A 14,590-nucleotide genomic window follows, 5' to 3' on the forward strand; every position below is an offset into this window, starting at 1 on the left:
TTCGGTTAAATTTCAGACCCGAGCGTTTCCTGCACCAGCGCGTCAGGCAGCCCCTCTTCCGCGGGTTGGAAGATAAAATTCACCGTACCGTCGAACTGCACATCCATATCAATATCCTTTATCGCGATCGACCACGCCGACCATGCTTTCACCGCGCTCATAGCGGCGAATATTCTCCAGCAGTGCGTTGACCGCGCTCTCCGGCTGGGTCTGGCTGGCAATATGCGGCGTCAGCCAAAGGGCCGGATGCTGCCAGAAGGCATGCCCGGCGGGCAGCGGTTCCGGCGTGGTGACATCCACCACAGCCGCACTCAGCTGCTGGCTGTCGAGCGCCTGGATTAAATCGTCGTGATTGAGCTGCGCCCCGCGCCCGACCTGCACCAGCGCCGCACCGGGCGGCAGCTGGCTAAAGAGCGCGGTATTGAGCATCCCTTCGGTGCTGGCGGTGAGCGGCAGCAGGCAGATTAAGATATCGCTGCGTGCGAGGAATTCGCTAAGGCGATCGTTACCGGCAAAGCACTGCACGCCGGGCAGATCGCGCGGGGTGCGGCTCCAGCCGGCACAGTCAAACCCGAGCGCCACCAGCGGTTTCAGCACCGCTTCCCCCAGCGTGCCTAGGCCCATCACGCCGACGCGTCGTTTTCCGGCAGTGTGGACCGGATGCGTCTGCCACAGCCCCGCGCGCTGCTGCTGCAGGTAGCGCGGCATATCGCGATGCAGGCCGAGCACGGCAAAGGTCACATACTCCACCATGCCGCTGGTCAGCCCCGGCTCGATCATCCGCACCACCGGCAGTTCCGGCGGCAGGTTGGCGTAATCGAACTGGTCGGCACCCGCACCGACCGAAAACAGCACTTTCAGGTTAGGAAACTGCTGCATGATATTGTCCGGCGGCACCCATGCCACCAGATACTCCACCTCTTCCGGATTGCCGATCTCCGGCCACAGGCGGAAGCTGGCCGCCGGTGCCATCTGCGCCACCAGCGCGGCCCACTTCTGCCCGCGCTCGGGTTCTGATTTATAGACAATATTCATCAGGCCATCGCCTGGCTCATCAGCCCGAATGCCTGCATACCGCCGCTTTCCAGCTGCCACGGCTGCCCTTTCACCATGGTGGTCGGGGCGTCCACTTCCACCAACCCCAGCTCATTCAGCCATGGGCCAAGCCCGGCGGAACGGTCGGTATCAATACGCACAAACTGCCCGCTCATGCCGTTCAACAGTTCGCTGACCAGCAATCTGGCGTTGGCGAGGTTGCTTGCCACGACCGGCCCGATGGCATAGCCGTGGCCAAAGCGGCGCAGGCTGGCGAACCCGGCGGCGGTGCCGTTCTCTTCCAGCACCACAAAACGTTCGGCGCTGTCGAGCAGATGGGTGATTAACAGCGGGCGGTGCTGACCGTGCGCCTGGCGGTCGAACGCGGTCAGCATCGCAGCATCCTGCACGCCCGCGCTGCGAATGCGCTGCTGCGGCCCGCAGGGAATGGCGGGTACCGCCGCCAGCTCGCGACACTGGTGCTGCTCCACATGGCCGGTGGCGACAAAGCCGAGTTTTTCATACAACGGCTGCCCGGCAGCGGTGGCGTGCAGGCGCACATTGCTGCCTTCGAGTTTTGCCAGCGCCGCCTGCATCAGCTGTTTGCCAATGCCGCGCCCCTGCTGAGCGTCATCGACAATCACCAGGCCGAGGGTGGCGTACTCCTTGCCCCAGCGCCAGAACAGGATCGTGCCGACCAGCGCACCGTCCTCTTCCGCCACCAGCCCGTCGCCCAGCAGCAGCGCCTGCTGCCAGTCGGCGCGACGGTGCGGCCATTTGAGCCGCTGCGTGAGTGCGAAAGCCGCATCGAGATGGGTTTCATTCATTGCTTTGAGTTCAAGAGTCATCACTGTTCCTTACATCATGCCCGGCGCATCAAGGCCGGAACCGTCAATCAGGCGTTCATAGCGGAACGGCTTCGCATCGACAATCGGGGTATCGTGGGTGGCGAGATCGGCTGCGAGGCGCCCGGCACCGGGGCCGATGCCAAAACCGTGTGCGCTGTAACCCGCCGAGATAATCAACCCCGGCAGCTTGCCGACGGTGGAGATCACCGGCACCGCGTCCGGCGTGCTGTCGATCATTCCGCCCCACGCCTGCTCAAGCCGCACGCCCGCCATCGACGGGAACTCGTTGCGCATCGCGGCCAGCCCCTCCTCCACCATTGCAATATCCGGGCGCGGGTCGAGGATGCGCACTTTTTCAAACGGCGACACGCCATCCATCTGCCAGCGTGCCAGCGATTCCGGGCCACTGATAAAGGGACTGATACCGAGGTTAATCGTCAGATTTTTGCGCCGCGCTTTAAAAGTGGGATAGAACTGACGGGCGTAGCGCAGCCCCTGCGCACCCGGCTCCAGGCGACCACGGCCAGAGACGGAAACGGTGTAGCTGCCGTCAAGCTGCGGACGGCAGGCAAAGCCCGGCGTATACAGCGGCAGCGCAATTTTCTGTTCGATGGGTGCGGTGCGGAACGCGGTGCCGATCACGTTACCCAGCGGCAGATCGATGCCGTGACGGCGGCAGAACATGGAAGTCCACGCCCCACCCGCGCAGATCACACTGCTGGTTTTGATCAGGCCGCGCTCGGTCACTACGCCGCTGACTTTGCCGTTGGTGATATCCAGACCGCGCACCGCGCACTGCTGGAATACCAGGCCGCCGAGGCGCTGTGCGGCAATCGCCAGGCCCGGTGCCGCCAGTGACGGCTCCGCGTGACCGTCCGTAGGTGAAGAGACGCCGCCCAGCCAGCTGCTGGAGCTGCCCGGCGTCATCTCCTTCGCGCGTTCGGCGGTCAGGATTTCGCTATGGAAGTCATAGCCTTTCGCCATGGTGTTCCACGCTTCCCAGGCGTTGATCTCGGCCTGATTTTTGGTGGCATACACCAGACCGCTGCGGCGGAAGCCCAGCTCTTCGCCGGTCTCCTCGCCCAGTTCGGCCCAGCGTTGCAGGGCATATTTAATCAGCGGCAGTTCGCGCTCGTCGCGGTTCTGCTGACGGCACCAGCCCCAGTTGCGGCTCGACTGTTCGCCGCCGACAAGGCCTTTTTCAATCAGCACTACGCTGACCCCTTTTTTTGCCAGTTCATAGGCCGCAGCCGCCCCGGCAATTCCGGCACCAATCACCACCACATCCGCTGTCGGTGGAAAATGCGGGCTGTCCTGTACGTATCGAATCGGTGCTGGCATGTTGTTCCTTACCTGAAAATTTTTGTCTTTATTGCGGGCGGACCGAAAAAGAAGGTCCCCCCTACATATGACTCATCGTCGGGGTCAACCCGCGAAAATGTATCTGCTTACAACGCGATATCGCTTTCCTGGTGCTCGTCGAGCCAGCCCTGGCGCAGCTCCGGCACGGCGCGTTTCAGCCGCTCATAGTACAGCTCGGTCGATGGCTTGTCGTAATCGGCGCGCGCCACCTGAGTCACCATACGGCCATTTTTCACCACGATAATTTCGTCACACACCGAGCGCACCGCGTGCAGGTCGTGGCTGATAAACAGCACCGACAGGCCCAGCTCGCGGCGCAGTTCGGTGATCAGATCCAGCACTGCGGAGGCCACCACGGTATCCAGCGCCGAGGTCACTTCATCACAGAGGATCAGGTCCGGCTCGGCGGCCAGCGCACGTGCCAGGTTGACGCGCTGCTTCTGGCCGCCGGACAGCGACCACGGCTTGCGCCACAGCGCATTGCGCGGCAGGCGAACGAGGTCGAGCAGCTGTAGCATACGCTGTTCGAGCGCCGCGCCGCGCAGGCCGTGGAACAGCTTTAAAGGGCGTTTGAGAATGGTTTCGATGGTGTGCGCCGGATTCAGCGCGGTGTCCGCCATCTGGAACACGTACTGAATGCGGCGCAGCTCGTTTTCCGGGCGCTGATGCATATCCCCGGCAATATAGTGACCGTTAAACAGAATATGGCCGCCGCTCGGCTTGTTCATCCCGGCTATCGCGTGCGCCAGCGTGGTTTTGCCGGAGCCGGACTCGCCGATAATGCCAATTGCCTGGCCGCGATACAGCTTGAAGTTAATCTCTTCGAGGATCTTAATCTTCGGCTGCCCTGCCCTGTCGAGGGGGCCGTAACCGGCACAGAGATCGCGCACCTGCAGTAGCGGCTGCACTCTCTCATCCTGCTCCTGCCATGGGCTGGGGCGGGCTTTCTGCTTCGCCGCTTCCAGCAGCAGATGGCTGTACTCCGCCACCGGAGCGCGCAGCAGCTGCTCGGTGGTGCCGTATTCGGCGATGTTGCCCTTCAGCAGCACCAGGATCTTATCCGCCATCTGCGCCACCACCGCCAGATCGTGGCTGACGTAGATAGCGGTGGTGCCGCGCTGGCGCACCACGCGGCGGAACGCCTTGAGCACTTCTACCTGCGTGGTCACATCGAGCGCGGTGGTGGGTTCATCAAGGATCACCACTTCCGGGTCACTAATCAGCGCCATCGCGGTCATCAGGCGCTGCAGCTGCCCACCGGAGACCTGGTGCGAATAGCGGTCGCCGATGGTCTCGGGGTTGGGCAGCGCCAGCTCGCGGAACAGCTCAATCGCCTTGGTTTCGGCGTCGGCGCGGCTCATCACCCCATGGATCACCACCGGTTCGACCACCTGGTCCATGATCTTCATCGCCGGATTAAACGAGGCAGCGGCACTCTGGGCGATATAGGCCACTTTGTTGCCGCGGAACTGACACAGCTGCGACGGCGTTAACGAAGTGACGTCGGTCCCGGCAACGTGTACCGTGCCCCCGGCAATCTTACAGCCGTGGCGCGCATAGCCCATTAACGCCAGCGCAATGGTGGTTTTCCCGGAGCCGGACTCGCCGATCAGCGCCAGCACTTCGCCCTTCTGCACGGTAAAACGAATATCGGAAACCAGGCTGATTTCATGCCCGTCGTCGGCGCTGGCGGTGACGCGCAGATTCTCGACCGACACCATCGGTGTGGATGCGTGTGGCGTAATATTCATGCAACCCCCCTGGCGACCACGGTTAATGAACGCATGGACTGTAAGCTGTCGATAAACAGGTTGGCGCCGATAGTCAGGCTGGCAATCGCCACCGCCGGCATCAATACCGCCGGGGATCCGTCAAACAGCCCCTGCAGGTTTTCGCGCACCAGCGTGCCCCAGTCGGCATACGGCGGCTGTACGCCAAGGCCGAGGAAGCTCAGGCCGCTAAGCAGCAGCACGATGTAGACAAAACGCAGGCCGAAGTCGGTGAGCATCGGGTGCAACATATTCGGCAGAATGTCGTGGATAGCCACATACAGGCGGCTCTCACCGCGCAGACGCGAGGCCTGAACATAGTCCATCGAGCGCAGGTTCGACGCCATGGCATAGGCGATGCGATAAGCGCCCGGCCAGTAGGTAAACACCGCGGTAATAATCAGCATCGGCAGCGAAGACCCAAACACCGCGACGATCATCAGCGCCAGGATTTTGCCCGGCAGTACCAGCATCGCATCGTTGATTCGCCCGAGGATCTCCTCCAGCCAGCGCCCGGCGACCGCCGCCAGCAGCGCCAGCAGGGTACCCACCAGGCTGGCCAGCAGTGCGGCAGTCAGCGCCAGGCCGATAGAGTAGCGCGCGCCGAACAGAATGCGGCTGAAGATATCGCGCCCGAGGTAATCGGTGCCGAACCAGAACTCGCGGCTGAAGCCACCGAACAACGGACCGCCGCCGATATCTTCAAGATTGTGCGGTGCCAGCGCAGTGCCGAATACCGCCATAAAAATCCAGAACAGGGTGATCAGTAGGCCGATACGGCCGCTGACGGAGAGAGATTGAAAGAAGCGCCACGGCAGCGTGAGTGTGTTCATCAGCCCCTCCACTTAGGATTGAACGCAATAGTCAGAACATCAGCAATCAGCAGCAGCACCAGGTAGCAGACGGCGAAGAACATCACGCATAGCTGCACTACCGGCAGGTCGCGGTTGCTCACCGCATCGACCATCTGGCTGGCCAGCCCGGGATAGCTGAAGATACTTTCGATAATAATTACCCCGCCAAACAGGTAGGAGAGGCTGAGGGAGATGGCGTTGGCAATCGGCCCGACCGCGTTAGGCAGCGCATGCCGCAGCATGGCACGCAGCGGGGAGACGCCTTTCAACAACGTCATTTCCAGGTAAGGGCTGTCCATCTGGTTGACGATAGCGGCACGCGTCATGCGCGCCATCTGCGCGACCACCACGCAGCACAGGGTCATCACCGGCAGCGCGAAGGTGCGCAGGAAGCCGAGGAAGTCCTGATGCGTGGAGCCGAGCGACATCGCCGGCACCCAGTGCAGCTTGACGGCGAAGATGATCACCGCCACGGTCGCCACCAGAAACTCCGGCACCGCCACCACCGCCATGGTGCTGACCACCAGCGCCCGATCCAGCAGCGAGCCGCGCTTCATCGCGGCAGTAATGCCGATAATCAGCGCGACCGGCACGGAGACCAGCGTGGTGGTCGCTGCCAGCTGGAAAGTCGCAGGAATACGCTGTGCCACCAGCTGCGTAACCGGCAGGTTACTGGCAAACGAGGTACCGAAATTGCCCTGAAACATTCCGGCCAGCCAGCTGAAATAACGCACGATCAGCGGCTGGTCCAGCCCGAGATGCTGGCGCAGGGCCGCCACCGTTTCCGGGGTCGCCGACTGGCCAAGGATCATCTGCGCCGCATCGCCCGGCAGCATGCTGGTGATAAGAAACACCAGCGCCGAGACAATAAGCAGCGTAAGTAAACCCGACCCTATGCGCCGGAGTATCAGTGTCAGAATGTATCGGTTCATCGCCGTTCTCCTGCTCAGTATTTAGGGATTAAGCCGCCAGCCATGCGAACTCATGGAAGCGGTAACCCATCATCATGCCCGACGGCCAGGCCTCCACCCCTTTCACCTTGTTACTACAGCCATCCATGGTACTGATAAAGGCCGGGATCAATGTGCCGCAGTTGTCATACACCAGCTGCTGCATGTCGCCATACATCTGCTTGCGTTTCACCTGGTCGTTCTCGCCACGGGCGGCGGTGACCAACTGGTCGAACTGGGCATTTTTCCAGCCGGATTCGTTCCACGGCGCGGAGGACTGATAGAACTGGGAGAACAGCATATCCAGCGTCGGGCGCGGGTTTACCGAGCCGTAACCGACCGGATCTTTCATCCAGTGAGCTGACCAGTAGCCGTCGTACGGGACGCGGCGTACTGAGACGTTAAGCCCGGCGCTGCGCGCTATCTGCTGTAACAGCTGACCGCCTTCCACTGCCCCTTCGATATTGGGGGTGGTGATCACTTCCACTTTCGCGCCGACCATGTTGGCTTTTTTCAGGTGGAATTTGGCCTTGTCGAGATCCAGCGGACGCTGCGGGATATCTTTGTTGAACATCGGGTGCCATGGCGGAACCGGGGTGTCGTTACCGACGGTGCCGAAGCCCTGCAGCACGGTTTTAAGGATCATTTCACGCGGCTGCAGATACTTCATCGCCAGCACGAAATCGGGGTTGCTGCCGGGTGCCTTGTCGGTACGGATGATCAGGTCGCTGTACATGCCGGACTTGCTCTCCATAATGGTGAACTGGCCGTTCTGCTTCAGGCGTTTCACATCATTGGCGGAGAGCGTGGAGACGATATGCAGGTCGCCGGACATCAGGGCGTTAACGCGGGCCGCCGGGTCGGTGACGCCCATCAGCTCCACTTCGTCGAGGTGCGGCAGGCCCGGTTTCCAGTAGTTTTTATTCTTCGCGCCGGAAGTACGCACGCCCGGCTGGAACTCTTTCAACACAAACGGCCCGGTGCCGATGCCTTTACTGAAGTCTTTGGTGCCGTCCTGCACAATCAGGAAAGAGCTGGTGGAGAGGATCGACGGCAGGTCAACGTTGGCCTGTTCCAGCACGATGGAAACCTCCGTCGGGCTGACCGCTTTAATCTCTTTCATCTGGCTGGCGAGGGTGATCACCGTCGAGGCCACCGCCGGGTCTTTATGGCGGCTGAGCGAGTAAACCACATCGGCCGCGGTCAGGGCTTTACCGTCGTGGAAGGTAACGCCCGGGCGCAGTTTGATATTCCAGTTGATGCCGTCAGCGCTGTCGAAAGATTCCGCCAGCGCCGGCTGCGCCTTAAGGTTTTTATCCAGCTCGGTCAGGCCGCTGTAGAACATAAACTGGCGGCAGTAGTCGCCGCTGTTGCTGCCTTTGGCCGGGTCGAGGGTATCGCTGGCCGAGGCGTTAGCCACCGCCGCGCGCAGTTTGCCGCCCATCACCGGGGTTTCCGCTGCGAAGCTGAACGCCGGGAAACCGATCAGGCCGGTACTCATCACCGCGCCTGCGGACAGCAGCTTCATCATGCCACGTCGTGAAATCGCGACATCCGTAATCACCTGGGGCAAATTCGGGTTAACACGGCTAAATTCTTTGCGAAATTTACTCATCTGCACACCCTCAAAAAAATTAATAAAACGTTGGATCCCTAAATAATTCGCGTCGCAGGAAGGCGGCGACACAGCGAATCCCCGGGAGCTTACGCCAGTAAGTGACTGGGCCTCGCTGTGACAGCCAACGCATCTGCGGTTCGAAGTAAGACGGGGATCATGAAAAGCGATCCTTCGCTTTGTAGTACAGTCCAGCAACAGGCAGGAACCACGGTTTGCCAAAGTAGCCGGGGACCGCAGGCCAGGCGCTGCGCTGCCAGGGGTTGTTATTGGCTTTTTCTGCTACCAGGTCCGCCATGACCCGGCCCATCCACACCGACATCTGCGTACCGTGACCGCTGTAGCCGAGCGAGTAAAACACCCCTTCGTGCTCACCCGCGTGCGGCAGGCGGTCGGCGGTCATATCCACCAGTCCGCCCCAGCAGTAATCAATCGGTACGTCACCCAACGCCGGGAACATCTTCTGCATCCCGGCTTTCAGTACATCACCGCTTTTCGCGTCTGAGGTTGGGCTGCTGATGGCGAAACGCGCACGGCCACCAAATACCAGACGCCGATCGGCAGTGGTACGGATGTAATTGCCCAGATTGAGCGAGGTGACGTAGGTACGGTCACCCGGCAGGATCTGCTGCAGTAACGATTCGGACAGCGGCGCGGTCACGGTGACAAAACTGCCAACCGGAATAATGCGGCGCTGGAACCAGTCAAACGGGCCGATATTGGAGCAGCCGGTCGCCATCAGCACTTTCCCGGCGACAATATCGCCCTGGGCGGTGCTGACGCGGTGACGGTAGCCGTTGAGGCGCGTCAGCCCGGTCACGGCGCGCTGCGGATAAATGGCGGCACCCGCACGGGCAGCCGCTTCTGCCAGCCCAACGCCGAATTTGCCCATATGCATCTGCCCGCCGTGGCGCTGCAGCAGGCCGCCGTGGAATGACGGCGAATCGATTTCACGCTTCACATCCTGGCTACTGAGAATTTCAACATCCGGGTCAACATGGCGCTTCATCATCTCGCACGCCGCCACCAGCGACGGCATATGTGACGCCTTACTGGCCAGTTTCAGCTTGCCGCAGCGGCGGAAGTCACAGTCGATCTGCTCGTCAGCCACCACGCTCTGCACGTAGTCGACCGCATCGGCAAACGCCCGATAATAGCGGGTCGCCTGCTCAACGCCCTGGCTCTCCACCAGCGCCGAGAAGTTCTGCGCCACGCCGGTATTACAGTGGCCGCCGTTGCGGCCGGATGCCTGGCTCATCACCTCGCCCGCTTCCAGCACCACCACGTTCACCCCGCTGCGCGCCAGATTCAGCGCCGCCGAGATGCCGGTAAAGCCACCGCCAATCACCACCACATCGGCGGTCGCAGGCAGATCGCCGGTTTTTGCACCGGTGAATACGGGTGCTGTTGCCTGCCAGAATGATTCCAGTTTCATCGCCCTGCTCCTCTGAGGCCTACAGCCCTACCACGCCCGGAAGTCCGCCAATATCTTTAATCTCGGTGTACTCATATGCCGGGTTACCCGGACCGTGACCGCGATTAACAAACACTTTGTTTTTGATGCCGAGGTCATAAGCGGTCATCAGGTCGTAACGCAGGCTGCTGGAGACGTGCAGGATCTCGTCCGGCCCGCAGTTCAGCTTGTTGAGCATGTATTCGAAGCCCTTCATCTGCGGCTTATAGGCGCCAACTTCTTCGGCGGTAATGGTCATATGGATGGGGGCGCCAAGACGTGGCACGTGGTTTTTGATCAGCTCATCGGTGGAGTTGGTCAGCAGCACCAGCGGGAACTCTTTGGCGACAATCGCCAGGCCAGCCGGAACGTCCGGGTGCGGTCCCCAGGTCGCGCAGGCGGTCATCACCGCAGCACAGTCCTGATCGGTACACTCGACGCCCCATTTATTACAGGTGCGGTACAGCGCATTGGCCACCACCAGCGGATAAAGTTTGAATGCCCCCAGCACTTCGTCCATACGGTAGGTAGAGAAGTCAGTGGTGAAGGCCTCCATACGTTCCGGGCTGACGCGATCGGCGAAGATGGCGGCAGCAGCACCGGCCATATCGAAGTTGATCAGCGTGCCGTAACAGTCGAAGGTGATGAATTTCGGTTTAAACACAGCCATTACGCTACCTCTTCAGAGTTGGGTCTAAGGATGAAAAACAGTGACTAGAAGTCGATCAGTACGCTTTTATAACGCTGGCAGGCTTCAAACGCCTGCCGGCCCAGATCTTTACCGATGCCTGAGCCGTGGAAGCCGCCAGTCGGGATAATAAAGTCGCCGGAGCGGCCGTAACGGTTGATCCACACGGTGCCGGCGGCAATGCCGCGCATCGCCCGCAGCGCACGGTCAATATTTTTGGTGTGTACCCCGGCGCACAGGCCGTAGGTCGGGTGGGAAGCCAGCGCCAGCCCTTCGGCTTCCTCATCAAAGATTTGTACAGTCAGCACCGGGCCGAAGATCTCCTCCTGCACCGCCGGGTTGTCGTTAGCCACGCCCGCCAGCAGCGTCGGTTGCCAGAAGAACCCTTCGCCGGTATCGGCAAAGCGCTGCCCGCCTACCAGCACTTCCGCTCCCTGCTGGCGGGCGCTGTTGATCACCGAGGCCACCTTCGTGGCCTGGCGCCGATCAATCATCGGCGCATAGCGGCTGCTCTCGTCCCAGGTCACACCGGCCCGGAAACCCTGGCACAGCTCAATCAGTTTGCCGATCAGCGCATCGTGCACGCCGCGTTGTACAATCAGACGCGTCCCGGCGACGCAGGCCTGGCCGCCGTTGGCGGTAAAACCACGCAGGATACGCCCGGCCACCTCAGTGATATCGCCGCAGTCGTCGAACACCAGCTGCGGGCTTTTGCCACCCAGCTCCAGCGTCACCGGCTTCATACCGTTAAACGCCGCGTCGCTCATGATGCGTGCGCCGGTGGCCGTTGAGCCGGTAAAGGAGACTTTGCGCACCAGCGGATGCGCCACCAGCGCGCTACCGGTCACCGCGCCGCCGCCCTGAATAATGTTCAGCACTCCGGCAGGCAGGCCCGCCTGCACGGCCAGTTCGGCCATGCGCACGGTAGAGAACGGCGTCAGCTCTGAAGGCTTCAGCACCACGGCATTTCCTGCTGCCAGCGCCGGGCCACATTTCCACGAGGCCATCGACAGCGGGAAGTTCCACGGCGTAATCGCCCCGATCACCCCGTAAGGTTCCGGTACCAGCATGCCGAGACTGACATCGCGGGTCGGCAGCACGTCGCCGCTATATTTGTCGGCGCACTCGGCATAGAAGCGAATGGCGTCGGCAGTAAACGGGATCTCGTGATTGACCACGTCATAGATAGGGCGCGTGGAGCCAAGCGACTCCAGCTGTGCCAGCAGCGGATCGACCTCAATCATGTCCGCCCAGCGCTTCAGTACCGCGCCGCGCTGACGCGGCGGGCAGCTGGCCCAGCCGCTGTCACGGACGGCAGCATCCGCCACGCTCACCGCCTCATCCACCAGCGCCGCATCCGCCTGATACAGTTCACCCGCCAGCAGGCCATCGGAAGGACGCTTAACCGCCAGCTGCTCACCCTGCCCGCGAATATGCTTACCATTAATGAAATGTCCTGCGGGCAGTGCGATTTTATCCGGGTCAAAACTAAGCATGGAGTGTTCCTTATTTAGCCTGCTAACTAATGCTTTCTGGTACTTAGCAATACTGCATTTGTATTAAGTAATGCAGAAAGCATGCCAGCCCTGTGAAAAAATAATAATGCGTAATAACGGGGTGAAAAAAATTTTGTGCCGTAATGACGGTGTTTTTTTTCCTGTTAAGCCGATTATTTAAATAGATGATTTTCATCGTAAACGAATGCACCACCGTCGTGAATTCGATACTCACCTTGCACCGATTAAGCGCAGTATTTTTGTGGCGGTTTGGTTAACCCCAGGAATTGATTAAAAAAAAGGCCCGAACCTTTTCAGGGTGTGGGCCTCAGAGATGGCTTAATTTTATTTTTTATTTACAGACTGCCGAAATGAAATGCTTTCGATTCGAGATATTCTTCAATGCCGTAACGCGAGCCTTCACGCCCCACGCCGGAGAGCTTAATTCCGCCAAACGGCGCCACTTCTAAAGAAACAGAACCGGTATTAAAACCGACCATGCCAAATTCCAGTGACTCACCCACGCGCCATGCGCGTCGAATATCTTCGGTGAAGAAATAAGCCCCCAAACCGTAAGGGGTATCATTCGCCATATTTATCGCTTCATCTTCGGTATCGAAAATAAACAGCGGCGCTACCGGGCCAAAAGTCTCTTCATGAGCAATGCGCATCGCACTGGTGACGTAGCCGAGTACCGTCGGCGCCACGAAGGTGCCGTTGCCGTTACTGATACCGCCGGTTAACAGTTCGGCACCGTGGCTGAGCGCATCTTCAATATGACTGTTCACTTTGCTGACTGCCGCTGCGTTAATCAGTGGTCCGATGGTGCTGCCGTCGGCAAAACCATCGCCCACTTTCAGCTTCGCCACCTCTTCCAGCAGGCGAGCAACAAAGCGTGGGTAGATAGTGCGCTGCACCAGAATGCGGTTAGCGCAGACGCAGGTTTGCCCGGCGTTGCGAAATTTACTCATCATTACGCCGCTGATGGCAATGTCGAGATTCGCATCGTCAAAGACGATCAGAGGTGCGTTGCCCCCCAGCTCCAGGCTCAGGCGTTTAATACTGTCGGCGCTCTGCTGCATCAGCAACTGGCCTGTGCGCGTGGAACCGGTAAAGGAAATTTTGCGCACCGTGCGGCTGTTGGTCAGGGTTTCGCCAATCTCTTTCGGCAAACCGGTGACAATCTGCAGGACGCCAGACGGAATACCGGCACGCTGAGCCAGCTCAATCAGCGCCAGTGCCGACAGCGGGGTCAGCTCCGACGGTTTGACGATGATCGGGCAGCCCGCGGCCAACGCCGGGGCCACTTTGCGGGTGATCATCGCAATCGGGAAATTCCACGGGGTAATCGCGGCAGCCACACCTACAGGCTGCTTCAGTACCAGGATACGGCGATCATCGCTCGGTGCAGGAATGGTGTCGCCATAAATGCGGCGCGCTTCTTCCGCAAACCACTTCACAAAGCCCGCACCGTACAGCACTTCGCCCTTTGCTTCAGCCAGCGGCTTGCCCTGCTCGGCGGTCATGATGGCGGCGAGGTCGTCAGTATTGTCGAGGATCAGCTGATGCCATTTTTCCAGCAGCATCGCACGCTGCGCGTTCGGGGTTTTCGCCCAGCTTTTCCGTGCGGCATCGGCAAAGGCAATCGCCTGCTCGGTTTCTTTCGCCCCGAGCGCCGGAATGGTACAAAGCACTTCGCCCGTTGATGGGTTGGTGACCGGTAGCATTTCACCGTTAAGCGCGCCCTGCCAGTGACCGTTAAAAAAAGCCTGCTGGCGCAGCAGTGAAGCGTCCTGTAAACGTTGTGCGAGCATAGCGTCTCCTTAATAAGTTCATTTCACTTTAACGGAGGCGAGGCAATCAATGCTGCGTTATCAGGTAGAAGGAGAAGCGCGGAAAGAGGTTTTGCGTGGCGAAACGAAATTTTATGCCGTAGCATTCAAAGTGGCCGTAACAGGCAGCCGGGATTGAAGGAGTTTATATGAGCAAATCGCCAGACATCGTCGTTTTCATGCGCCGCGCGGAAGAAAGTGATGTGGAAATAGTTCGTGAAATAGTCCTTGCGGCCTATTCCAAGTGGATTTCGGTCATTGGTCGTGAACCGACTCCGATGACGGCCGATTTTAATAAAGCCCTACATGAGCATGACATTTACCTGGCCATTATCGCAGGGGATGTCGTCGGCCTCATCGAAATACGGCTTCATGCCGATCATCTTTGGATAGAAAATGTAGCGGTACATCCTCTTCGGCAAGGAATTGGAATCGGCCGGAGATTGCTTTCGTATGTTGAAGGTAAAGCAGCTCAGGCGGAAATCGGGGAAATTCGCCTGCAGACCAACGAAGCGTTCGAGGCGAACATTGCATTATATGTAGCGCTTGGATACGAAATCGACAAACGTGAACCATTCATGGGTGGAAAAACCATTTTTATGCGCAAAAATTGTAGCGGTTACAAAGCTGCCCCCGAAATAAAGATTTCTTGAATCTCTAAGGTACGTTGCTACTCAAACCTATCCAT

Annotated in this window: 12 protein-coding genes; 1 reads left to right on the forward strand and 11 read right to left on the reverse strand. The window is 59.7% G+C overall.

Going from position 1 to position 14,590, the window contains the following annotated elements; translation table 11 throughout:
• Window positions 1-108: 108 nt before the first annotated feature.
• The 11 genes from EBC_RS15860 to EBC_RS15910 all read right to left on the reverse strand — a co-directional run bounded on the left by EBC_RS15860 (window position 109) and on the right by EBC_RS15910 (window position 13,884).
• Complete coding sequence (locus tag EBC_RS15860; protein ID WP_013202843.1) at window positions 109-1,035, reverse strand: 2-hydroxyacid dehydrogenase; 927 nt, start codon at window positions 1,033-1,035, stop codon at window positions 109-111.
• A complete protein-coding gene (locus tag EBC_RS15865) occupies window positions 1,035-1,883 on the reverse strand; it encodes a GNAT family N-acetyltransferase (protein WP_013202844.1) in 849 nt (282 codons plus the stop codon). Before EBC_RS15865 ends, EBC_RS15860 begins: the two co-directional genes overlap by 1 nt.
• Window positions 1,884-1,892: 9 nt before the next feature.
• A complete protein-coding gene (locus EBC_RS15870) occupies window positions 1,893-3,224 on the reverse strand; it encodes an NAD(P)/FAD-dependent oxidoreductase (RefSeq protein ID WP_013202845.1) in 1,332 nt (443 codons plus the stop codon).
• A gap of 107 nt (window positions 3,225-3,331) precedes the next feature.
• Entirely contained in the window at window positions 3,332-4,996 is a 1,665-nt protein-coding gene (locus EBC_RS15875) for an ABC transporter ATP-binding protein (protein ID WP_013202846.1), read from the reverse strand.
• Window positions 4,993-5,847, reverse strand: coding sequence for an ABC transporter permease (locus EBC_RS15880; RefSeq protein ID WP_013202847.1), 855 nt, complete (start codon window positions 5,845-5,847; stop codon window positions 4,993-4,995). Before EBC_RS15880 ends, EBC_RS15875 begins: the two co-directional genes overlap by 4 nt.
• A complete protein-coding gene (locus EBC_RS15885) occupies window positions 5,847-6,800 on the reverse strand; it encodes an ABC transporter permease (RefSeq protein ID WP_013202848.1) in 954 nt (317 codons plus the stop codon). The genes EBC_RS15880 and EBC_RS15885 overlap by 1 nt, the downstream gene beginning before the upstream one ends.
• 28 nt (window positions 6,801-6,828) lie before the next feature.
• Window positions 6,829-8,433, reverse strand: coding sequence for an ABC transporter substrate-binding protein (locus EBC_RS15890; RefSeq protein ID WP_013202849.1), 1,605 nt, complete (start codon window positions 8,431-8,433; stop codon window positions 6,829-6,831).
• A gap of 157 nt (window positions 8,434-8,590) precedes the next feature.
• Complete coding sequence (locus tag EBC_RS15895; RefSeq protein ID WP_013202850.1) at window positions 8,591-9,868, reverse strand: NAD(P)/FAD-dependent oxidoreductase; 1,278 nt, start codon at window positions 9,866-9,868, stop codon at window positions 8,591-8,593.
• A 19-nt stretch (window positions 9,869-9,887) separates the two neighbouring features.
• Window positions 9,888-10,556, reverse strand: coding sequence for a haloacid dehalogenase type II (locus EBC_RS15900; RefSeq protein ID WP_013202851.1), 669 nt, complete (start codon window positions 10,554-10,556; stop codon window positions 9,888-9,890).
• 44 nt (window positions 10,557-10,600) lie between these two features.
• Window positions 10,601-12,070: an aldehyde dehydrogenase family protein gene (locus EBC_RS15905; protein WP_013202852.1), complete on the reverse strand. Its 1,470-nt coding sequence runs from the start codon at window positions 12,068-12,070 to the stop codon at window positions 10,601-10,603.
• A gap of 356 nt (window positions 12,071-12,426) precedes the next feature.
• Window positions 12,427-13,884, reverse strand: coding sequence for an NAD-dependent succinate-semialdehyde dehydrogenase (locus EBC_RS15910; RefSeq protein ID WP_013202853.1), 1,458 nt, complete (start codon window positions 13,882-13,884; stop codon window positions 12,427-12,429).
• 167 nt (window positions 13,885-14,051) lie between these two features.
• Between EBC_RS15910 and EBC_RS15915 the strand changes: the two genes are divergently transcribed.
• Window positions 14,052-14,555: a GNAT family N-acetyltransferase gene (locus tag EBC_RS15915; protein WP_013202854.1), complete on the forward strand. Its 504-nt coding sequence runs from the start codon at window positions 14,052-14,054 to the stop codon at window positions 14,553-14,555.
• Window positions 14,556-14,590 lie beyond the last annotated feature (35 nt).

The organism is Erwinia billingiae Eb661 (assembly GCF_000196615.1).
GTDB lineage: Bacteria > Pseudomonadota > Gammaproteobacteria > Enterobacterales > Enterobacteriaceae > Erwinia > Erwinia billingiae.

What these genes read in the sequence shown, in the direction of transcription:
- EBC_RS15860 (WP_013202843.1), bottom strand. Translation starts at nt 1,035, where the DNA reads ATGAATATTGTCTATAAATCAGAACCCGAGCGCGGGCAGAAGTGGGCC.
- EBC_RS15865 (WP_013202844.1), bottom strand. Translation starts at nt 1,883, where the DNA reads ATGACTCTTGAACTCAAAGCAATGAATGAAACCCATCTCGATGCGGCT.
- EBC_RS15870 (WP_013202845.1), bottom strand. Translation starts at nt 3,224, where the DNA reads ATGCCAGCACCGATTCGATACGTACAGGACAGCCCGCATTTTCCACCG.
- EBC_RS15875 (WP_013202846.1), bottom strand. Translation starts at nt 4,996, where the DNA reads ATGAATATTACGCCACACGCATCCACACCGATGGTGTCGGTCGAGAAT.
- EBC_RS15880 (WP_013202847.1), bottom strand. Translation starts at nt 5,847, where the DNA reads ATGAACACACTCACGCTGCCGTGGCGCTTCTTTCAATCTCTCTCCGTC.
- EBC_RS15885 (WP_013202848.1), bottom strand. Translation starts at nt 6,800, where the DNA reads ATGAACCGATACATTCTGACACTGATACTCCGGCGCATAGGGTCGGGT.
- EBC_RS15890 (WP_013202849.1), bottom strand. Translation starts at nt 8,433, where the DNA reads ATGAGTAAATTTCGCAAAGAATTTAGCCGTGTTAACCCGAATTTGCCC.
- EBC_RS15895 (WP_013202850.1), bottom strand. Translation starts at nt 9,868, where the DNA reads ATGAAACTGGAATCATTCTGGCAGGCAACAGCACCCGTATTCACCGGT.
- EBC_RS15900 (WP_013202851.1), bottom strand. Translation starts at nt 10,556, where the DNA reads ATGGCTGTGTTTAAACCGAAATTCATCACCTTCGACTGTTACGGCACG.
- EBC_RS15905 (WP_013202852.1), bottom strand. Translation starts at nt 12,070, where the DNA reads ATGCTTAGTTTTGACCCGGATAAAATCGCACTGCCCGCAGGACATTTC.
- EBC_RS15910 (WP_013202853.1), bottom strand. Translation starts at nt 13,884, where the DNA reads ATGCTCGCACAACGTTTACAGGACGCTTCACTGCTGCGCCAGCAGGCT.
- EBC_RS15915 (WP_013202854.1), top strand. Translation starts at nt 14,052, where the DNA reads ATGAGCAAATCGCCAGACATCGTCGTTTTCATGCGCCGCGCGGAAGAA.